Origin of the sequence: Achromobacter sp. Root565, assembly GCF_001427425.1 — a bacterium.
Lineage (GTDB): Bacteria > Pseudomonadota > Gammaproteobacteria > Burkholderiales > Burkholderiaceae_B > Achromobacter > Achromobacter spanius_D.
On the sequence record NZ_LMGO01000001.1, the window covers coordinates 245600 to 264495 of the forward strand.

Sequence of the window (18896 nt, forward strand, 5' to 3'; positions counted from 1 at the left end):
TTTACGATGGATCCGGAGTGCGCCATGCGCCTTAACCAGTTTTTGGGTTTGCTGCTTTCTGCGTCGGTGCTGAGCGCCGCGCAGGCGGCTGATATCACGTTGGCGCTGGGCACCGAGCCCTCGACGCTGGATCCGCAGACGGCGCAGGATGGCTCTGAGCGCGCCGTCTCGCGCAACATCTTCGAAACCCTGCTGACCCGCACGCCCACGGGCGATCTGGTGCCGCAATTGGCTACGGGCTTGCCGCGTCAGATCGACGCGACAACCTGGGAAGTGACGCTGCGTCCGGACCTCAAGTTCAGCGACGGCAAGCCCCTGGACGCCGCTGCCGTGGCGACCAGCATCAACCGCATCGTCGATCCCAAGACCGCCTCGCGCCAGCGTCCGTTCTTTCTCGGCATCAAGCAGGCCGAGGCCGTGGACGCCGTGACCGTCAAGGTGCACACCAATGGCGCGGATCCGGCGCTGCCGGCGCGCCTGTCCTGGCTGACCATCGTGTCGCCCGCCGCGGCCGCCGATGGCAGCTTGAGCCAGAAGCCGGTGGGCAGCGGCCCCTATGTGCTGACGGAATGGTCCAAGGGCAATCGCATCGTCCTCACCAAGAACCCGAATTACTGGAACCCCAAGGCAGTCGGCAATGTCGACCGCGCCACCTATCGCTTCGTCGCCGAACCCGGCACGCGCCTGTCGGGCCTGCGCGCCGGCGATTTCGACTTCATCACCAATCTGCTGCCGGAAGACACCAAGCGCGTGGCCAAGGCCGTGACTCTCAAGGGCACCGACCTGCCCTTTGTGTCGCTCAACGCCTTGAAAGGCCTGACGGCCGACGTGCGCGTGCGCCAGGCCTTGAACTACGCGGTGGACAAGGAAGCGCTGGCCAACGACCTCTATGGTGGCTACGCTTCGGTGTCGCACGGCCAATTGCTGGCGCCGGGCTGGTTTGGCTATGACGCTTCCATCAAGCCCTATCCCTACGATCCCAAGCGCGCGACCGAGCTGCTGAAGGCCGCTGGCGCCCACGGCAAAAGCATCGATCTCTACGCGCCCTCGGGCCGCTGGCTGAAAGACAAGGAACTGGCGGAAACCATTGCCGCCTACTGGGAGGCCGCGGGCCTGAAGGTCAACTTCCGCGTCCTGGCCTGGGCCGAATATCTGGACGCGCTGAACAAGAATCGCGTGCCGACCGAAGCGCAGATCAGCAGCAGCCATTCGAATCAATTGCTGGACGCGGATCGTACGCTGAGCGCCTATTACGCGGAAGGCGGTGTCGCGGCCGCCAACGACAATGCCGAACTGAAGAAGCTGATCGAAGACGCGCGCCAGGAAGCCGATCCCGCCAAGCGTCAGGCCTTGTATTCCAAGGCCCTGCAGATCGGCCGCGATCAGGCCTATCTGGTCTTCCTGCTCGATGGCGGAGAAATTTTCGGTTTGTCCAAGCGGGTGGAATTCTCGCCGCGCGTTGATGGCCTGATCCCGCTCAAGGACTTCCGTGTCACCGACTAATCAGGGCGGGCGCGGCTTGCCGCGCTTTTTGCTGGGCCGCTTTCTGCAAGGCTTGCTGGTCGTGGTGGGCGTGACGACGATCGTGTTCGTCGTCACGCGTCTTATCGGCGATCCGGTGCAAGCCATGCTGCCGGTCGATGCCTCGGCCGAAGACCGCGCCGTGCTGGCGCGCGCGCTGGGCATGGATGGCCCGATCTGGCTGCAGTACGTGCACTATCTGCGCGATATCGCCAGCTTTCAGTTTGGCGACTCCCTCTGGCAACACCGGCCCGCCGTGGACATCGTGCTCGAACGCCTGTCCGGCACCCTCACCTTGTGTCTGGGCGCGCTGGCAGTCGCCGTGCTGCTGGGCGTGCCGCTGGCCATTGCCGCAGCCCTGAAACCCGGGCAATGGGCGGATCGGATTTCGGTGCTGCTGAGCTTGAGCGGCCTGTCCCTGCCGCAATTCTGGCTGGGCTTGCTGCTGATCCTGCTGTTTGCCGTGACCTTGAACTGGTTGCCCTCATCGGGATCGGACACCGCAGCCAGCGCCGTGCTGCCCATCGTGACGCTGGCTTTACCGGCCTTGGGACGCATCGCCATGATGTTGCGCTCGGCCTTGATCGACGAACTCAATTCGCAATACGTGCGCACGGCGCGCGCCAAGGGATTGCGCTCGCGGCGCATCGTGCTGGTGCATGCCCTGCGCAATGCCGCCGTGCCGACGGTCGCGCTGCTGGGCTGGGAGTTCGCCGCCATGCTGGCCGGCCATACCGTCGTGGTCGAAACCGTGTTCGCCTGGCCGGGGCTGGGCCAGACAGCGGTGCAGGCCATCGAGCGCCAGGACCTGGTGCTCTTGCAAGCCGTGGTCTTCTTCATCGCCTTCCTGATCGTGATTCTGAATTTTTGCCTGGACATCGTGTACCGGCTGCTGGACCGGAGAATCGCGGTATGAGCGCGCCTGTCTGGGAATTGCCGGTGCCCGCACCGGCGGCAAGCGGCTGGCGTGCCCTGTCGGATCGTCAACGCGGCTGGATCCTGGCCCTGGTGCTGCTGCTGGCGCTGGCAGCGGTTGCCATCGTCCTGCCGTGGCTGGCGCCTTATGACCCCGCCACGATCAAGTTGTCCGCGCGCCTGCGTCCGCCGGCCTGGGAGGAACGCGGCAGCCTGGCGAATCTGCTGGGCACGGACAACCTGGGACGCGATGTGCTGAGCCGGGTGCTGCATGGCGCGCGGCTGTCGATATTCATCGGCGCCGCCGTGGTGGCGATCTCGGCCGGTGTAGGCGTGCTGGTGGGTTTGATTGCCGGTTTCGCCGGTGGCCGGGTGGACGCGGTGCTGATGCGCTGGGTCGATATCCATGTGGCCTTCCCCGGCCTGCTGCTGTCCCTGGTGATCCTCGTGATTCTGGGACCGGGCCCCGGCACGGTCATTCTGGCCTTGGCCTTGAATGGCTGGATGGTTTACGCGCGGCAGATCCGCAGCGTGGTGCTGTCGGTGCGTCAGCTGCCTTACATCGAAAGCGCCGAGATGGCCGGCGCGCGGCCGGCTCGCATCCTGCTGCGCCACGTCTTGCCCAATCTGGCGGCGCCGCTTATCACCTTGATGGTGCTGGAGTTTGCCCGCGTCGTGCTGGCCGAGGCGGCGCTGTCGTTTCTGGGCGTCGGCGTGCAACCGCCCGGCGTGTCATGGGGTCTGGACGTGGCCAATGGCCGCAACTATCTGACCAGCGCCTGGTGGCTGGCGACCTTTCCCGGTCTATCCATCGCGCTGACCGTGCTGGGCGTCAATCTGGCTGCCAGCCGCCTGCGCCTGGCGCTGGACCCGCGGGAACGCGAAAAGGACTTCGCGCGCAAATTGCTGGCCAAGGAGGCGCGATGACGACGCAGCCTCTATTGAGCGTTCGTGATCTGAGCGTTGAATTCCTGACCCGCCAGGGCAGCGTCAACGCGGTCGATCGCGTCTCCTTTGATCTGCATGCCGGCGAGACCCTGGCCCTGGTGGGCGAAAGCGGCTCCGGCAAGAGCGCCTGCGCCTTGGCGTTGATGGGTTTGACCACCCTGCCCGGCCGGGTGGCGGGGGGCAGCGTGCTGTTCGACGGCCAAGACCTGCTCAGCCTGCCGGAACGGGCGCTGGAAGACATCCGCGGGCGGCGCATCGCCATGGTGTTTCAAGACCCCATGAGTGCGCTGAATCCGCTCCTGACCATCGGCACGCAGATCGATGAAGTGTTGGAGCGCCATACCGCGCTGAATGCCGCAGCGCGCCGTGCGCGCACCATCAGTCTGCTGGAGCAGGTGGGCATCCCCAAACCGGCCGAACGCCTGGCGCGCCTGCCCCATGAGTTTTCCGGGGGCCAGCGGCAACGCATTCTGATCGCCATGGCGCTGGCCTGCGATCCGCAGATCTTGATAGCCGACGAGCCGACCACCGCATTGGACGTCACAATCCAGGCGCAGATCCTGGCGCTATTGGCCGAACTGAAAACCCGCCTTAAGCTGGCGGTGCTGCTGGTGACGCACGATCTGGGCGTGGTGGCGCAGGTGGCTGATCGCGTCGCGGTGATGTATGCCGGCCGTCTGGTCGAGGTCGGCGATGCCGATGCCTTGTTTGCCCAGCCTGCCCATCCCTATACCGCGGGCTTGCTGCGCGCCACCCCACGGCTGTCGGATAACCAGCACCGCATGACGGCAATCGAAGGCGTGCCGCCCGATCCCCGTGTGCGGCGCAGCTATTGTGATTTTGCGCCGCGTTGCCCCGGCGCCGATGCGGCATGCGCCGCGCGGCCGCCGTTGCAGTCGCTGTCGCCGGGACGCCTGGCTGCCTGTGTGCGGCCGTTTGCACCGGTCTGGAAGGAGGTGGCATGACGCCCCCGTTGTTGCAGGTAGCGGATTTGCGCGTGCATTACCCGGTGCGCTCGGCGGGCTGGTTCAGCCGGCCCATGACCGCGCGCGCGGTCGATGGCGTCTCGCTGGAACTGGCGCGCGGTGAAACCTTGGGCCTGGTGGGCGAGTCCGGTTCGGGCAAGACGACGTTGGGCCGCGCGGTCCTGCGCCGCACGCCATTGACCTCGGGCTCCATCCGGTTTCGGGGTGAAGACATCAGCACCGCAGGCACCGCGCAATTGCGCGAACTGCGGCGGCACATGCAGCTCGTGTTTCAGGACCCGTCCACCAGTTTGAATCCGCGGCACACGGTGTTCGATGCGATTGCCGAGCCCTTGATCGTGCATGGCTGGTCGGCAGGACGGCGTGCGCTGGAAGAACGCGTGGCGCAGTTGATCGCCCAGGTCGGCCTGCCGGCCGACACCGCCAGGCGCTATCCGCATGCCTTCTCCGGCGGTCAGCGCCAGCGGGTCGGCATTGCCCGCGCGCTGGCGATTCAGCCTGAGCTGATCGTGGCCGATGAGCCCGTGTCGGCGCTGGACGTCTCGGTGCGGGCGCAGATCATCAATCTGTTCCAGGACTTGCAGCAGGAACTGGGACTGTCCTTCCTGCTGATCGCGCACGATCTGGCCGTGGTGCGGCATATCTCGCATCGCATCGCCATCATGTATGCCGGCCAGGTTGTCGAGACCGGTCGTCGTGACGATGTCTATGACCGGCCGCTGCATCCGTATACGCGCGGCCTGCTGGCTGCCGTGCCCGAGCCGGAACGCCATCGCGATGGCCGGCGGACGTTTCCGGTGGCGCTGGGTGAACCGCCCAGCCCGATGTCCCCGCCCTCAGGCTGCCGCTATCACCCGCGCTGCCCGCTGGCGGTTGAACGTTGCCGCCAGGAAGCGCCGACGCTGACGGCAATGGCGGGCGAACACAAAGTGGCTTGCTGGTTTCCTGGCGCCGCGCCGATTTCCTCGTAATTTTTCATGGAGAAACCATGTCTGTTAAAGCTCTGACCCCTGTTGCGCCGGCCGATGCCGACGCGGTGCGTGCCTGGTTCAAGGAACTGTCCGACCATGTCCAAGCCGTGGATTACGCGGCGGCACGCCATCTGTTCGCAGAAGACTTTGTCGCGTTTGGCACGTACACCAACTTCGTGCACGGCCGCGATCACACCGAGAAGAACCAGTGGCGCAATGTGTGGTTCAGCATCGATAAGTTCTTGTGGCGTCTGGACGACGTGCAGACCTTTGTGTCGCCGGATCGCCTGTTCGCCGTCGGTGCGGCGGTGTGGGACTCGATCGGCTATCACCCCGACGGCAAGACCTTCGACCGCCTGGGACGCGCCACCGTGTCGTTCGCGCGCGAAAACGTCGGCGATCCGTGGGTGGCGACGCACACGCACATGTCGCTGTTCCGCGATACACCCAGCGTGTCGCACGGGAACAAGCCGGTTCGGAGTTAAGTAAGCGAGGCGCTCAGGCCAGCAGCAGACGCAACTGCTGCACCAGATCCGATCGGGCTTCCCGCGCTTGCGGCAGGATGCGGGTCATGCCGATGAAGCTGTGCGGCACGCCGGGGTAGATTTTCAACCACGGCTGCGCGCCCGCCTCGCGTAGCGCCTGCGCCAGATCCTTGGTGTCGTCCAGCAAGGGATCAAGCTCTGCGGCTTGCAGAATGACAGACGGCAGACCCTGCACGCTGCTCAAGAGCGGCGCAACGCCAGGATCCTGCAATTGCGCCTCATCCGCCACATACTGGCGCCAGAACCAATCCAGCTTGTCGGTCGACAACCCAAAGCGGCCATCGCCCAGCTCCTGCTGCGCCGGCGTATCCCGGCGCGCCGACAGCATGCCGTAAATCAACGCAATCGCGCGGAGCAACGGCTCGCCCGCATCACGCAGCCTTTGCGCCGCCGCCAGCGTCAGATTGCCGCCGGCAGATTCTCCGCCCAAGCTCAAACGCCCCGCATCCAGACCCAGCGTTGCCGCATTGCCATGCAACCAGCGCACCGTTCCCAACACCTGCTCCACGGCGACCGGATAGCGCGCCTCAGGCGACAGCGCATAGTCCAACCCGCCCGTCACCACACCGGCCTCATTGGCGATCTCGCGCTTCCAGCGATCCAGGGTTTCCAGATCCCCGTGCGCAAACCCGCCGCCGTGCAGATGCAGATACAGCGGCAGCGCCTTGCCCTCCGAGCCCGCCGGATAGTAAAGCCGCAAGGTCGCCGGCACCGGCAGATGATCCAACCGATGCTCCACCACCCGCCCGACTTCAGGCACGTCCCCCGCCAACCAGACCTGATAGCCGCGCGCCTGCCGGCGCACTTGATCCAGCGGGGTGGTCAGCACATTGGGCGTGCCTACGCCTGCCTCACGGCCTAGGGCCTGGGCGGCTTGAACTTCGGGTGACAGGGTGCTCATGATGCGTCCGATGCAAGAATGGCAAGCCGATGGCGGCGGCCAAAACCGCTGAGTATGGACACGGGAGGCTCAGGAGACCAAATACGAATGGGGAATATGCTTCTTACCCCTTACTGTTCCTTCAGCCCCAACGATTTCATCAACGGCGCGAACAGTTTCTTTTCTTCCTGCACGCGCGCGGCATAGTCGGCCGCACTCAGCGGTATTGCCTCGGCGCCCGCATCCAGAAAGCGCTTCTGGATCTCCGGCCTCGCAAGCACTTTGTTGATCTCAGCGTTCATACGATCGACCACGTCGTCGCGGGTGCCAGCGGCGGCATACACGCCGAACAGGCTGTCCGCGAAAACACCGTCGATGCCGGCCTCGGTAAAGGTTCGGATGTCGGGGGCCACGGCCGCGCGTTGCCGGCTCGCCACCGCCAGCACCTTCAGTTTGCCCGCTTCCACCATCGGAAATACCGTGGCGGGCCCAAACGCGAAGTCGATCTGGCCCGCTGCCAGGTCTTGTATCGCCGGCGCCACGCCGCGATACGGCGCATGGGTGGCCTGCATGCCCGTCGCCTGCTTGAGCAGCTCGCCGGCCAAGTGCGGCGTCGTGCCGTTGCCGGCGGATCCGTAGTTCAGCGGATCGGCCCGCTTGCGCGCATATTCCACGAACTCCTCAAGCGTATTGACGCCCAGCGAAGACCGGACAAACAGGAACAGTTGGCTGTTGGCCAGCAAGCCAACCGGCCGCAAATCTTGCTGCGGATCGAACGGCATGCTCACGAACATCAGCGGGTTGACCGATTCAGTAGTCGATGGATTGAGCAGGAACGTATGGTTGTCTTTACCGTTGCGCGCCACCTCGGCGCCCGCCACGTTGCCGCCCGCGCCGCCCCGATTCTCCACGATGACGGTCTGCTTCAAGGCCTCTGCCAAGTGCGGCTGCACGGTGCGCGCCAGCACGTCGACCAGCCCGCCGGGCGCCAACCCGACGACCAGACGCACGGGCTTGCCGGGCCAGGCCTGAGACGGCGTCTGCGCATGGCTGCCCGTCGTCCAGCCAACCATCGCCAGCATCATCATGGCCAGACAACGTCTACGCAGCAGCATGCAATTCTCCATATGGGGTCACCCGTCGATCCCGCGAACGGTGCGTCACATGCCGCACCACGGTGAACCGCCTTGATGCCTCATCGGCGGCGGCCCTGCATCCGCCGCTCATTCTTCACAAAAGTTTAAGCATAAAGAATCCCGGAATAACCCTAATCTGCCGACGACACGCGCGGCGCCTAGTCGGTGGTGTGCGACAACTCATGCACCAGGCCCGCCTCGAGCTGACGTGCCACGCGCCCCAGCCCCCGGTTCAGGGGCCACACGATGTCAAGGTCAAGACCGCCTTCCACATCGACGGGCACGACACTCAGTCCATGACGCCGCGCATACAGGCCGCTCATGCTATCCAGGATGGCCACACCCAGGCCGCGTTCCGCGAAGGCGCAGGCGGCCGAGTACTGATTCACCTCGATCACCGGCAGAAACGGCAAGCGCTCCTGTTCGAACTGCCGCGCCGTCAGCGCCCCCACCTGCAAGTGCCGGCTGAGCGAGATGTAGGGGATGTCCGCCAGGTCGGCCAAAGCAAGACGGTGGCGATCTGCCAGCGCGTGGCCCACCGGCATCACGGCCTGCAGGCTCAGCCGCGCCAGCGTCCGCCGGCCCACATTCGGCAGCGCGGCCAAGCCGATCACGATGCCGATATCGATGCGCTGATCGGCCGCCAGCCCCGCCACCCCTAGCGTCATGTCCGTGCGCACGCTGACCCGCACGCCGGGCTCGCGGGCCTGCAACCAGGCCATCGCACCGGGCAGGATGCTCGCGCCCACGGCCGCCACCGCCCCCACGTCCAGCCGCGCGTGCGCCCCGCCCCGCATGCTGGCCGCCATACGTTCGGCGCTGTCCATCGCCGCCAGAGCATGGACGATCTCCGGCAGCAGCATGCGCGCCTCGGCGGTCAGCGCTAGACGGCGCCTTTCGCGACTGAACAGCGCGAAGCCCAGCTTGTCTTCCAACGACTTCAACATCGCGCTCGCCGCGGGCTGCGACATGCCGGTGGCAGCCGCCGCCAATGTGACGGATCCGGTGCGCCCCACGGCTTCGAACAGCGCCATCTCGCGTTTATTCATCTGAACCTCGCTGTTCATACAAATCAATGTATGAAATGACTCAATATATATATTTGACTATATCAATCTGGGTGCCGGACACTGGCTCCACATCACAACAGCCGGCGCGGCTTCGATGCGGCGCACGGCAATATCGCGAGGAGACACCGATGCAAACGAAACCTGGCGCACACCCACGCAGGCTCCTGGCCAGACTGCTCGCACCGCTGCTCGGCAGCGCGTTGCTGGCTTGCGGGGCGCCCGCGCTGTCCGAGACCCCGGCGGGCGGCACGATCCGGATCGTCGTCGGTGCGCCGCCGGGTGGCGCGCCCGACACCGTGGCCCGCATCGTGGCGCAGCACATGCAGGTGGGCGGGCGCGCCGTGATGGTCGAAAACAAGAACGGCGCCGCCTCCATGATCGCGGCGGCCTACGTGGCCCGCGCGCGGCCCGACGGCAACACTCTGCTGCTCGCCAGCCAGACGACTGTCGCCGTCGCGCCCACGCTGCAGAACGTGACAACGTTCGACCCCATGAAGGACTTCACCGGCGTGGCGCTGGTGGGCAGCGCGCCGCAAGTGCTGCTGGCCGGACCGAAGCTGCGCGCCAACTCCGTCCAGGAACTCATCGCCCAGGCCAAGGCCGCGCCGGGCGAGATCGATTTCTGCTCGGGAGGCATCGGCACCTCGCCCTACATGGCGGCCGTGCTGTTTGCGCAGACGGCGGGCATCGAGTTGCACAGCATCCCGTTTGCCGGCGAACAGGCCTGCATCACCGAAATGCTGGCGGGCCGGTTGCCGTTCATGTTTGCCAATGCCTCGACGGCCCTGCCGTACATGAAGGACCGCCGAACAGGTTGCCGACCTGGGCTGGCACGTGCAGATCTACACCACGCTGCCGGTCGTCACTGCGCTGGCGCCCGCGCTGCGCGACTGCCCCGTGCCCGTGGTGATTGATCATTTCGCACTGGCAAGCGCCGTGGCCGGCACGGGCCAGCCCGGCTTCGATGCGCTGCTGGAGATGGTTGCGACAGGCAATGTGTACGTGAAGCTCTCTGCGCCTTATCGCCTCACGGTCTGGCAGGACGGCCGCCCTCCCATCGAGGCGCGCGAGATCGCCCGTGCCCTGATCGATACGCGGCTTGATCGCATGCTGTGGGGCACGGACTGGCCACACTCGGGCGCCTGGCCCGGCGTGGCGCGCACGCGCGATCGCAGCGAACCGCTGCATCCGATTGACGATGGCGAACAATTGTCGGCCTTCTGCGCGTGGGTAAGCGAGACGGAGAAGCAGGCGATCCTGGTCGATAACGCGTCGCGGCTTTATGGCTTCTGAGTGCGGCGCCGAAGTCTCGCATCGACGCTTTGGCCCGGCGCGGCCACCTGCCCGAAGTGCTCGACCCGGTACATCACACCCCCGATGCGATCGTTGTGAGCCAGCGCAGTGACCGGCAACGATCTGCTGGGGCATCCTGACAGCTCGCAAGGGCGATGGGAGCTGTTAATGAGCAACTTCTACTTGCGAGGGCAGGGTTATGACCTCAAGAAAAGCTACGCCGAATTCAGGAGTGAATTCGACCGCCACATCGCTCACGTCAGCGCGGATGACGCGGCATTGCCGTGGGATCGCCTGGGCCATTGGGCGCAGGAGAACGGGGACTGGGCGGAGGCTGAACGCTGTTTCCGCAAGGCCTACGATCTGGAAGGCGGCCACTATGGCTATTGCCTTGGAACAGCGCTGAACTTTTTAGACCGCTTTGACGAAAGTCTACCGATTCTCTTAGAGCAGGCCAAAACGCTCCAGCCGGACGCAATGAGTTGGTTTCAGGTCGGCGTGGCATACGCGCATCTTGGGCAGACGGAACAGGCGATCGACGCCTTACATCGGGCGGTCACTCTAGATCCCGAATATGCTGTGGCAATGTTCGAGCTCGGCGGAGTGCACTGGAACAACGGCGACCATGCAAAGGCGAAGCAGGCTTGGTCGGTGGCCTGTGAACGCTTTCCTAACCACGAGCTCGTCTGTCAAGTGAAGGCACTGTTGCAGTGAGAAAACTCTATCGCTCGCGAAAAACTGGCGAAAAGGGAAGTTTTTTGAAAACGGGAATGCGCAGCGGGATCTGGCGTTATGTCACAGAACACCATGCCTCGGCGTGCGGACTAGTGTCAGAGCATCTGCATAGCGGTCGCTACATCGAATTGGCGTCTTGTATGCCCCTCCCGGCAAGAGCGAGAGCAATACTAGCCTCAGCGCACAGACTCATCCAGCGCTAACATCGACACACCATCATTTGTCAGGTTCACAGGTTCGCTGCCAACCGCCGTTTGACCCCAGAAAGCGGTCATGTCTGCATCCGTGGTGAGGAACCACCTCGGGTCGGAGGCGGCGGTTGCCAACAACGGAGTGGGTCGAGAGCGACCATCGTTGGGCAGCTGTACCAGCCGGCATGGCCAATACCGAATCAGGCGTGCGTCGTGTGCTGGTCAGGCACCTCGCGTCGCCAGCAGCAGGCAACGACTCCATTCGGGGGAGAACGGCGCGTCGCCCTGAACTTGACACAGGAAATCGGACCTCCAGAGGTGAAATCGGGCTGGAGGCCTCGCCACTGCTCGCATATCGAAAATTATCGATTCCCAAACTGGATGACGTAAATCTCAAGTTAGATGAATTTCGACACCCGGGACAAGTAGCGCCCCAATATGTAACAGCGCCCCGCCCCCCCTTGAACCTCAGAACATCATCCCTATAATTAGCACTCGACTCCGGTGAGTGCTAACACCTCCCGGGCAAACCGACCACCCCTTTCATTTAGTTAACAGGAGTTCCTCATGGCCTTGCGTCCCCTGGGCGATCGCGTGATCGTCAAACGCCTCGAAAACGAGCGCAAGACTGCCTCGGGTATCGTCATCCCCGACAGCGCCGCTGAAAAGCCCGACCAGGGTGAAGTCGTGGCCGTCGGCCCCGGCAAGAAGACCGAAGACGGCAAGATCCTGCCGGTCGACCTGAAGGCTGGTGACAAGGTTCTGTTCGGCAAGTACGCCGGCCAGTCCGTGAAGGTTGATGGCGAAGAACTGCTCGTCATCCGCGAGGACGAAATCCTCGCCGTGGTTCAGTAAATCTCCCGCCTCAAACGAATTTTCGAAGGAAGCTAACAAATGGCTGCCAAGCAAGTATTGTTCGGTGATGACGCTCGCGTGCGCATCGTCCGTGGCGTGAACGTTCTCGCCAACGCTGTTAAGACCACCCTGGGCCCCAAGGGTCGCAACGTCGTGCTGGAGCGCTCGTTCGGCGCCCCGACCGTGACCAAGGACGGCGTGTCCGTCGCCAAGGAAATCGAACTGAAGGACAAGTTCGAAAACATCGGCGCCCAACTCGTCAAGGACGTCGCGTCCAAGACCTCCGACAACGCCGGTGACGGCACCACGACCGCCACCGTGCTGGCCCAGGCCATCGTTCAGGAAGGCCTGAAGTACGTTGCCGCCGGTTTCAACCCGATCGACCTGAAGCGCGGCATCGACAAGGCTGTCGCCGCCGCCGTCGCCGAACTGAAGAAGCAATCCAAGCCGGTCACGACCAGCAAGGAAATCGCTCAAGTCGGTTCCATCTCGGCCAACAGCGACACCTCCATCGGCCAGATCATCGCTGACGCGATGGACAAGGTCGGCAAGGAAGGCGTCATCACCGTCGAAGACGGCAAGTCGCTGGAAAACGAGCTGGACGTCGTCGAAGGCATGCAATTCGACCGCGGCTACCTGTCGCCCTACTTCATCAACAACCCGGACAAGCAAGTTGCCGTTCTGGACGACCCGTTCGTCCTGATCTTCGACAAGAAGATCAGCAACATCCGCGACCTGCTGCCCGTGCTGGAACAAGTTGCCAAGTCGAGCCGTCCCCTGCTGATCATCGCGGAAGACGTCGAAGGCGAAGCGCTGGCCACCCTGGTTGTGAACAACATCCGTGGCATCCTGAAGACCACCGCCGTCAAGGCTCCGGGCTTCGGCGACCGCCGCAAGGCCATGCTGGAAGACATCGCCATCCTGACGGGCGGCACGGTGATCTCCGAAGAAACCGGCATGTCGCTGGAAAAGGCCGGTCTGGCTGAACTGGGCCAAGCCAAGCGCATCGAAGTGGGCAAGGAAAACACCACGATCATCGACGGCGCTGGCGACAGCAAGTCCATCGAAGCCCGCGTCAAGCAAGTGCGCGTGCAGATCGAAGAAGCCACGTCCGACTACGACCGTGAAAAGCTGCAAGAACGCGTGGCCAAGCTGGCCGGCGGCGTTGCCGTGATTCGCGTTGGCGCTGCCACCGAAGTCGAAATGAAGGAAAAGAAGGCTCGCGTCGAAGACGCCCTGCACGCCACCCGCGCTGCAGTGGAAGAAGGCGTTGTGGCTGGCGGCGGCGTTGCGCTGCTGCGCGCCAAGCAAGCCATCGCTGACCTGAAGGGCGACACGCCTGACCAGAACGCCGGCATCAAGCTGATCCTGCGCGCTGTGGAAGAGCCCCTGCGCACCATCGTCACGAACGCCGGCGAAGAAGCCAGCGTCGTGGTCAGCAACGTGCTGAACGGCAAGGGCAACTACGGCTACAACGCCGCGACCGGCGAGTACACCGACCTGGTCGAGCAAGGCGTGCTGGATCCCACCAAGGTGACCCGCACCGCCCTGCAAAACGCTGCCTCCGTCGCCAGCCTGCTGCTGACGGCCGAAGCCGCCGTTGTTGAACTGGCTGAAGACAAGCCCGCTGCTCCGGCCATGCCCGGCGGCATGGGCGGCATGGGCGGCATGGACTTCTAAGTCCCGCTGTTCTTGCAAGGCCTCCCCGGCTTCGGCCGGGGAATGCAGTATCCGAAAGACCCCCGGACCTTCGCCCCGGGGGTTTTTCTTTTTGAGGCCCGGAAACGGTGCCCGAAACTTTGCGTGTTGTTTCAGTAGCGGCAAATTTTCCGGCGTTTGAAAACTTTTGCCAACAATCTGGCCGTATCTGGGGCTTGTACGCGTCCCTACAATGAAGGCTCGCCCCACCGAGACATTGCCCCATGCGACTGCCCAGAACCGTCCTGCAAGTACTGCGACCCTCACAGATCGGCGGTTTGCTGATGGACTCCGCCAAGCAATGGTCGAGCCATCGCGCGTCCAGCAAGGGTGCCGCGCTGGCGTTGTACATGGTGTTTTCGCTGGCCCCGATGCTGCTGCTGGTGATCGCGGTGGCGGGCGCGTTCTTTGGCGAAGAGGCCGTGCGGTCCGAGTTGTTTGCGCAGTTGCGCGACTTGATCGGCGAGCGCGGCGCCGAGGTGATCCAGACGGTGCTTGCCAGCGCGCACGAATCTGGCAGCGGCTGGATTGCGGCCATGGTGTCGATCGGCGTGTTGATCTTCAGCGCCACCACCGCCTTTGCGGAATTGCAGGCCAGCCTGGATGAATTGTGGGAAGTGCGGGCCAATCAGAAAAGCGGCATAAAGGGCCTGGTGCGAAGCCGCCTGCTGTCGTTCGGGCTGGTGCTGGTGCTGGCGCTGTTCCTGCTGGTGTCCCTGACCGTGAACGCAGGCTTGGCGGCTGCGCGGGGCATCTATGGCTCGCTCTGGGCCAACTCGACCTTCTCGATTGTGGCGGAGTGGGCGTCCAACCTGTTTTCGTTTTCCGTGGTGGCAGCGCTGTTTGCCGTGATCTTCAAGCTGCTGCCCAGCGCCAGGATCTCGTGGCCGGACGTCATCCCGGGCGCCGTCGTGACGGCCGCCCTGTTCCTGCTGGGCAAGTGGGGCATCGGGCTGTATTTGAGCCGCGGCGCCGCGGTGTCCGCCTACGGGGCGGCGGGTTCGCTGATCGCGTTGCTGCTGTGGATCTGGTATTCCGCGCAGATCTTCTTCTTTGGCGCCGTTTTTACGCGCCAATTTGCGTTGCGCTTTGGAAAGGTGGAACGGCCTTCGCAACCGTCTGCTCAAACGCCCCCGCCTGCGCCAGTACCCAAAAGCGAGAGCTGAACCGCTTCAATACCGGCGGCGGCAGCGTCAAGGCGCGGGCGGGGTTTCCAAACCTGCCATCAGACGCAGGCACTGAAGGAACACAGGCCGCAATTCCTCCGGGATTGGAGCCAGCACCTGCGCCTCGACCTCAGCGTCTCGCGGCAGAATGCGGGCGAGCAGCGCCGCCCCTTCCGGCGTGATTTGCAGCGCATAGGCGCGTCCATCCTCCACCGACCGCGTGCGGCGCACGTACCCCTTCTTCGTCATGCGCGCGATCATTTCCGCAAAGGAATTGCGGTCCAGCGCGATCAACTCGGCGATGCGGTTCTGCGTCGCGCCGGGATTCTGATAGACCGTGACCAGCAACGCCTTCTGGCGCGGGGTCAGATCCTCGTCCGGAAACGCCTGTGTGAACAGCGCCTCGGCCCGGAAATGGGCGCGGCGCAGCAGGTGGGACGCCACGTGCGTCAGGTCGAATTCCTTCAGGGTCCGGGCGGAAGCCGGGCGGGCGGATCGGGAAGCGGCGGTCATCTGGCGTCCATGGAATGTGCCTGGCGATTGTAGGCGCAGCCGTTCTCGCAAATGCGCATTGACTTGGATTCGCCCACTGCCTAATATCCGCCAATATAGTACGTATACGTATTTATCTGAACCGCCCTAACTGACTTCACGGGAACGACGCCGATGCCGACTCGCCAACTGCGCAACTACCTGGACGGCCGCTTCGAAGACGGCGCGTCCACCTTTGACAAACATAGCCCGGTGGATGGGCAACTGATCGCGCAGGTCCATGAAGCCAGCCGCGATCAAGTCGACCGCGCGGTCATCGCGGCGCGGCGCGCCCTGCCCGCCTGGGCGGCGTTGCCCGTTGCGGCGCGCACCGATTACCTGCTGGCGCTGGCAGACGGCATCGAGCGCCGGTTCGACGACTTCCTGCAGGCCGAGATCGGCGACACCGGCAAGCCCATCGGCTGGGCCGGCAAGATCGACATCCCGCGCGGCGCGGCCAATTTCCGCACCTTCGCGGAACTGGCGCGCACGCTGGACATGGAAAGCTACATGACCGACACGCCCGACGGCCGCCAGGCGTTGAACTACGCCTACCGCAAGCCGCTCGGCGTGGTCGGCGTGATTTCGCCCTGGAACCTGCCGCTCTTGCTGCTGACCTGGAAAGTCGCGCCCGCGCTGGCCTTTGGCAATACGGTCATCATGAAGCCGTCCGAAGTCACGCCGTCCACCGCCACCCTGCTGGCGGAAGTCGCGCACGACGCCGGCCTGCCGCCCGGCGTCCTGAACCTGACGCACGGCTTCGGCCCAAATTCGGCCGGCGAATTCATGACCACGCATCCCGACATCGACGGCATCACCTTCACCGGCGAATCCTCCACCGGCGCCGCCATCATGCGCGCCGTGGCGCCCGGCGTGAAACCCGTGTCCTTCGAACTCGGCGGCAAGAACGCCGCGCTGGTCTTCGCCGATGCCGACTTCGACGCGGCGGTCGACGGCGTCACGCGTTCGGTCTTCGCCAACTGCGGGCAGGTCTGCCTGTGCACCGAGCGCGTCTACGTCGAGCGCCCGATCTACGACCGCTTCGTCGCCGCGCTGGCCGAGCGCGCGCGCGCCCTGCGAATCGGCTGGCCGCTGGACCCCGACACCGAGATGGGACCGCTCGTCTCGCGCGAGCACCGCGAAAAAGTGCTGTCGTACTTCGCCCTCGCCCGTGAGGAAGGCGCCACCGTCGTCACCGGCGGCGGCATACCCGTCTTCGGCGACGCGCGCGACGAAGGCGCCTACGTGCAGCCCACCATCTGGACCGGCCTGCCCGAAGACGCCCGCTGCATCAAGGAAGAAGTCTTCGGCCCCGTCTGCCACATCGCCCCCTTCGACACCGAGGACGAAGCTATCCGCCTGGCCAACGACACCCGCTACGGCCTCGCTGCCGCCGTCTGGACCCAGAACCTCACGCGCGGCCACCGCGTCGCCCAGGCCATGCAGGTCGGCCTGGCGTGGGTCAACTGCTGGTTCCTGCGCGACTTGCGCACGCCGTTCGGCGGCAGCGGCCTGTCCGGCATCGGCCGCGAAGGCGGACGCCACTCGCTGCACTTCTACACCGAACCCACCAACGTCTGCATCAAGCTCTGACACCTATACACAAGGACCGCACGATGAACCAGCCCACCGCCAGCGCCACCGTTGTCCCCGGCAAGGCCACGCCCCGCGGCAAGTATCCCCACATCAAACGCGCCGGCGACTTCCTGTACGTCTCCGGCACCAGCTCGCGCCTGCCCGACAACCGCATCGCTGGGGCCGAAGTCGACGCCATGGGCACCACCACGCTCGACATCCGGGAGCAAACCCGCGCCGTAATCGAGAACATCCGCGACATCCTCGCCACCGCCGGCGCCACGCTTGCCGACGTCGTCGAGATCAGCACTTTCCTGGTCAACATGAACGACTTCGGTGGATACAATCAGGTCTACGGCGAGTTCTTCGACGCCGACGGTCCGGCGCGCACCACGGTTGCGGTGCACCAGTTGCCGCACCCGCATTTGCTGATCGAAATAAAGGCCGTCGCCTACAAGCCTGCCGCCCGCTAGCCGATCCCCGGCGATCCGGATAGCGCACCATGGGCGGCGGCATGTCGGACTCACCCAGGGAACAGGACCATCGTCCGCGGCCACGCGCCGGGGCGGCCGCACGGATGTCGAACTTCCGCATAACGCCCAACGCGCTGAGCCACAAGCTCAAGCTGCACCAGCTTCAGATCTTCGAACGCGTCCTGGCGCGCCGCTCGCTATCGCGCGCCGCCAGCGAACTGCACCTGACGCAACCCACCGTCACCAAGGCCATCCACGACCTCGAAGCTTTCTTCGGCTCAACGCTGTTCGAACGCTCCAACCGCGGCGTCACACCCACCGAACTTGCCCTCGTGCTGGGCAGGCGCGTGCACGCCATGATGGCCGAAGTGCGCTACATGGCCGACGACATCGACGCTGTTCTTGGCGGCGCCAGCGGTCACGTCGTCGTCGGCACCTTGATTGCCGCCTCCGCCAAACTCCTGCCCGAAGCCATCGCTCGCCTCATGACCGAACACCCCGGCATCCAGGTCACCGTCCGCGAAGGCCCCTCCGCGCAATTGCTGCCCGCGCTCGCCACCGGCGACGTGGATATCGTCGTCGGCCGCCTGCCCGGCGCCGACATGGCTTCGATCTCCGGCGTCGCTGTCGATCATCACAAGCTCTACCACGAAGACCTGTGTTTGGTCGTCGGCGCCCGTCACCCGATGGCTGGTGCAACCGACGTCGCGTTGGCGGACCTGATGGATCACATCTGGATCCTGCCCGCGCCGACGTCGCCGCTGCGAGCGTCGATAGAACGCACGTTCTTTGACGCCGGATTGCGTTTGCCGGCCCGGCATGTCGAGTCGCTGTCTCTCTTGACCAACATCGGCGTGCTGATGCATAGCGATGCGCTGGCGCTTATTCCCTATGACGCTGCGGCGCAGTTTCTTTCGATGGGCATCCTGGCACGCCTGCCTACGAATGTGTTTGGCGCGTTTGGCGACGTGGGATATTCGATCAGAGCTGATCGTCCACTGACGCCTGCATGTCAGCGGCTGGTGGATTACTTGAAGCAGATTACAGCGCAGCGGCTAGCGCCCGCGGAAGATTCGTCGACCGGCGTCTAAGACTGGAGCCGCGCGATGGCTGATGAAGACCGAGCTTCGTAGGCCGGTGTCAGACACCAGGGAGGCGTCGGCTCAGTGCGGCAGGGCAATGCTGGGGTGTCAGACACCTACGTATGCGACACCGACGCACTCCTAATCGCAGCCACTCGCGAAGCGTCATCACCACGACGCAAGACGCCGCGTAAGCCCCGCCAGGCCGCCCGCGCGGCCGCTGCGGGGCGGGCACCGCAAGCCGCTCCAAACACGCGCTGACCCCAGCAAGAACCTTAAAAACCCAACTCGCCCCACCGGCCGCCAAGCTGAATTCATCGCAGCC

General features: G+C 64.6%; 19 protein-coding genes. 15 read left to right on the forward strand and 4 right to left on the reverse strand.

Annotated elements, in window-relative coordinates:
• The first annotated feature begins 24 nt into the window (after positions 1 to 24).
• The 6 genes from ASD71_RS01105 to ASD71_RS01130 are packed head-to-tail and all read left to right on the forward strand — an operon-like array spanning position 25 to position 5826.
• Positions 25 to 1503 (forward strand): ABC transporter substrate-binding protein, encoded by a 1479-nt coding sequence (locus tag ASD71_RS01105; RefSeq protein WP_056558737.1) that lies wholly within the window; start codon positions 25 to 27, stop codon positions 1501 to 1503.
• On the forward strand, positions 1490 to 2437 hold the full coding sequence (locus ASD71_RS01110) for an ABC transporter permease (RefSeq protein WP_234015729.1): 948 nt from the start codon (positions 1490 to 1492) through the stop codon (positions 2435 to 2437). Before ASD71_RS01105 ends, ASD71_RS01110 begins: the two co-directional genes overlap by 14 nt.
• Positions 2434 to 3363 carry an ABC transporter permease gene (locus ASD71_RS01115; RefSeq protein WP_056558743.1) on the forward strand — a complete coding sequence of 310 codons (930 nt, stop codon included), beginning with the start codon at positions 2434 to 2436 and terminating at the stop codon, positions 3361 to 3363. The genes ASD71_RS01110 and ASD71_RS01115 overlap by 4 nt, the downstream gene beginning before the upstream one ends.
• On the forward strand, positions 3360 to 4349 hold the full coding sequence (locus tag ASD71_RS01120; protein ID WP_056558746.1) for an ABC transporter ATP-binding protein: 990 nt from the start codon (positions 3360 to 3362) through the stop codon (positions 4347 to 4349). The genes ASD71_RS01115 and ASD71_RS01120 overlap by 4 nt, the downstream gene beginning before the upstream one ends.
• On the forward strand, positions 4346 to 5341 hold the full coding sequence (locus ASD71_RS01125; RefSeq protein ID WP_056558748.1) for an ABC transporter ATP-binding protein: 996 nt from the start codon (positions 4346 to 4348) through the stop codon (positions 5339 to 5341). Before ASD71_RS01120 ends, ASD71_RS01125 begins: the two co-directional genes overlap by 4 nt.
• A 17-nt stretch (positions 5342 to 5358) precedes the next feature.
• Positions 5359 to 5826, forward strand: a complete 468-nt coding sequence (locus ASD71_RS01130) for a ketosteroid isomerase (RefSeq protein WP_056558750.1) — start codon at positions 5359 to 5361, stop codon at positions 5824 to 5826.
• 13 nt (positions 5827 to 5839) lie between these two features.
• Here ASD71_RS01130 and ASD71_RS01135 read toward each other — a convergent pair whose 3' ends face one another.
• The 3 genes from ASD71_RS01135 to ASD71_RS01145 all read right to left on the reverse strand — a co-directional run bounded on the left by ASD71_RS01135 (position 5840) and on the right by ASD71_RS01145 (position 8951).
• Positions 5840 to 6787, reverse strand: coding sequence for an alpha/beta hydrolase (locus ASD71_RS01135; protein ID WP_056558754.1), 948 nt, complete (start codon positions 6785 to 6787; stop codon positions 5840 to 5842).
• A gap of 110 nt (positions 6788 to 6897) precedes the next feature.
• Entirely contained in the window at positions 6898 to 7881 is a 984-nt protein-coding gene (locus tag ASD71_RS01140) for a tripartite tricarboxylate transporter substrate binding protein (protein WP_056558757.1), read from the reverse strand.
• A 179-nt stretch (positions 7882 to 8060) separates the two neighbouring features.
• Positions 8061 to 8951, reverse strand: coding sequence for a LysR family transcriptional regulator (locus tag ASD71_RS01145; RefSeq protein ID WP_056566260.1), 891 nt, complete (start codon positions 8949 to 8951; stop codon positions 8061 to 8063).
• 149 nt (positions 8952 to 9100) lie between these two features.
• On the opposite strand from ASD71_RS01145, the gene ASD71_RS01150 reads away from it, so the two are divergent.
• From ASD71_RS01150 to ASD71_RS01175, 6 genes are all read left to right on the forward strand, one after another.
• Complete coding sequence (locus ASD71_RS01150; RefSeq protein WP_056558760.1) at positions 9101 to 9886, forward strand: tripartite tricarboxylate transporter substrate binding protein; 786 nt, start codon at positions 9101 to 9103, stop codon at positions 9884 to 9886.
• Entirely contained in the window at positions 9807 to 10265 is a 459-nt protein-coding gene (locus ASD71_RS01155) for an amidohydrolase (protein WP_162253540.1), read from the forward strand. Before ASD71_RS01150 ends, ASD71_RS01155 begins: the two co-directional genes overlap by 80 nt.
• A 168-nt stretch (positions 10266 to 10433) precedes the next feature.
• Positions 10434 to 10979, forward strand: coding sequence for a tetratricopeptide repeat protein (locus ASD71_RS01160; RefSeq protein WP_056558765.1), 546 nt, complete (start codon positions 10434 to 10436; stop codon positions 10977 to 10979).
• Positions 10980 to 11758: 779 nt separating this feature from the next.
• Positions 11759 to 12046, forward strand: coding sequence for a co-chaperone GroES (gene groES, locus ASD71_RS01165; RefSeq protein WP_006221616.1), 288 nt, complete (start codon positions 11759 to 11761; stop codon positions 12044 to 12046).
• 39 nt (positions 12047 to 12085) lie between these two features.
• Complete coding sequence (groL, locus tag ASD71_RS01170; protein ID WP_056558767.1) at positions 12086 to 13726, forward strand: chaperonin GroEL; 1641 nt, start codon at positions 12086 to 12088, stop codon at positions 13724 to 13726.
• 242 nt (positions 13727 to 13968) lie between these two features.
• On the forward strand, positions 13969 to 14910 hold the full coding sequence (locus tag ASD71_RS01175) for a YihY/virulence factor BrkB family protein (RefSeq protein WP_056558770.1): 942 nt from the start codon (positions 13969 to 13971) through the stop codon (positions 14908 to 14910).
• Between the two features lie 27 nt (positions 14911 to 14937).
• Here the strand turns inward: ASD71_RS01175 and ASD71_RS01180 are convergent, their stop codons facing one another.
• Positions 14938 to 15423, reverse strand: a complete 486-nt coding sequence (locus ASD71_RS01180; protein WP_056558773.1) for a MarR family winged helix-turn-helix transcriptional regulator — start codon at positions 15421 to 15423, stop codon at positions 14938 to 14940.
• A 153-nt stretch (positions 15424 to 15576) separates the two neighbouring features.
• Here ASD71_RS01180 and ASD71_RS01185 point away from each other — a divergent pair, with 153 nt between their 5' ends.
• Genes ASD71_RS01185 through ASD71_RS01195 form a run of 3 tightly spaced genes read left to right on the forward strand, consistent with a single transcriptional unit; the run spans position 15577 to position 18580 of the window.
• Complete coding sequence (locus ASD71_RS01185; RefSeq protein ID WP_056558776.1) at positions 15577 to 17034, forward strand: 2-hydroxymuconic semialdehyde dehydrogenase; 1458 nt, start codon at positions 15577 to 15579, stop codon at positions 17032 to 17034.
• A gap of 23 nt (positions 17035 to 17057) precedes the next feature.
• Complete coding sequence (locus ASD71_RS01190; protein WP_056558779.1) at positions 17058 to 17489, forward strand: RidA family protein; 432 nt, start codon at positions 17058 to 17060, stop codon at positions 17487 to 17489.
• Between the two features lie 29 nt (positions 17490 to 17518).
• Entirely contained in the window at positions 17519 to 18580 is a 1062-nt protein-coding gene (locus ASD71_RS01195) for a LysR substrate-binding domain-containing protein (RefSeq protein ID WP_056558782.1), read from the forward strand.
• The last annotated feature ends 316 nt before the right edge of the window (positions 18581 to 18896 follow it).

Coding starts and splice junctions, on each gene's coding strand:
- ASD71_RS01195 (WP_056558782.1), top strand. CDS start 17,519: ATGGGCGGCGGCATGTCGGACTCACCCAGGGAACAGGACCATCGTCCG.
- ASD71_RS01185 (WP_056558776.1), top strand. CDS start 15,577: ATGCCGACTCGCCAACTGCGCAACTACCTGGACGGCCGCTTCGAAGAC.
- ASD71_RS01120 (WP_056558746.1), top strand. CDS start 3,360: ATGACGACGCAGCCTCTATTGAGCGTTCGTGATCTGAGCGTTGAATTC.
- ASD71_RS01150 (WP_056558760.1), top strand. CDS start 9,101: ATGCAAACGAAACCTGGCGCACACCCACGCAGGCTCCTGGCCAGACTG.
- ASD71_RS01130 (WP_056558750.1), top strand. CDS start 5,359: ATGTCTGTTAAAGCTCTGACCCCTGTTGCGCCGGCCGATGCCGACGCG.
- ASD71_RS01145 (WP_056566260.1), bottom strand. CDS start 8,951: ATGAATAAACGCGAGATGGCGCTGTTCGAAGCCGTGGGGCGCACCGGA.
- ASD71_RS01160 (WP_056558765.1), top strand. CDS start 10,434: ATGAGCAACTTCTACTTGCGAGGGCAGGGTTATGACCTCAAGAAAAGC.
- ASD71_RS01140 (WP_056558757.1), bottom strand. CDS start 7,881: ATGCTGCTGCGTAGACGTTGTCTGGCCATGATGATGCTGGCGATGGTT.
- ASD71_RS01115 (WP_056558743.1), top strand. CDS start 2,434: ATGAGCGCGCCTGTCTGGGAATTGCCGGTGCCCGCACCGGCGGCAAGC.
- ASD71_RS01125 (WP_056558748.1), top strand. CDS start 4,346: ATGACGCCCCCGTTGTTGCAGGTAGCGGATTTGCGCGTGCATTACCCG.
- ASD71_RS01135 (WP_056558754.1), bottom strand. CDS start 6,787: ATGAGCACCCTGTCACCCGAAGTTCAAGCCGCCCAGGCCCTAGGCCGT.
- ASD71_RS01180 (WP_056558773.1), bottom strand. CDS start 15,423: ATGACCGCCGCTTCCCGATCCGCCCGCCCGGCTTCCGCCCGGACCCTG.
- ASD71_RS01175 (WP_056558770.1), top strand. CDS start 13,969: ATGCGACTGCCCAGAACCGTCCTGCAAGTACTGCGACCCTCACAGATC.
- ASD71_RS01105 (WP_056558737.1), top strand. CDS start 25: ATGCGCCTTAACCAGTTTTTGGGTTTGCTGCTTTCTGCGTCGGTGCTG.
- groL (WP_056558767.1), top strand. CDS start 12,086: ATGGCTGCCAAGCAAGTATTGTTCGGTGATGACGCTCGCGTGCGCATC.
- ASD71_RS01190 (WP_056558779.1), top strand. CDS start 17,058: ATGAACCAGCCCACCGCCAGCGCCACCGTTGTCCCCGGCAAGGCCACG.
- groES (WP_006221616.1), top strand. CDS start 11,759: ATGGCCTTGCGTCCCCTGGGCGATCGCGTGATCGTCAAACGCCTCGAA.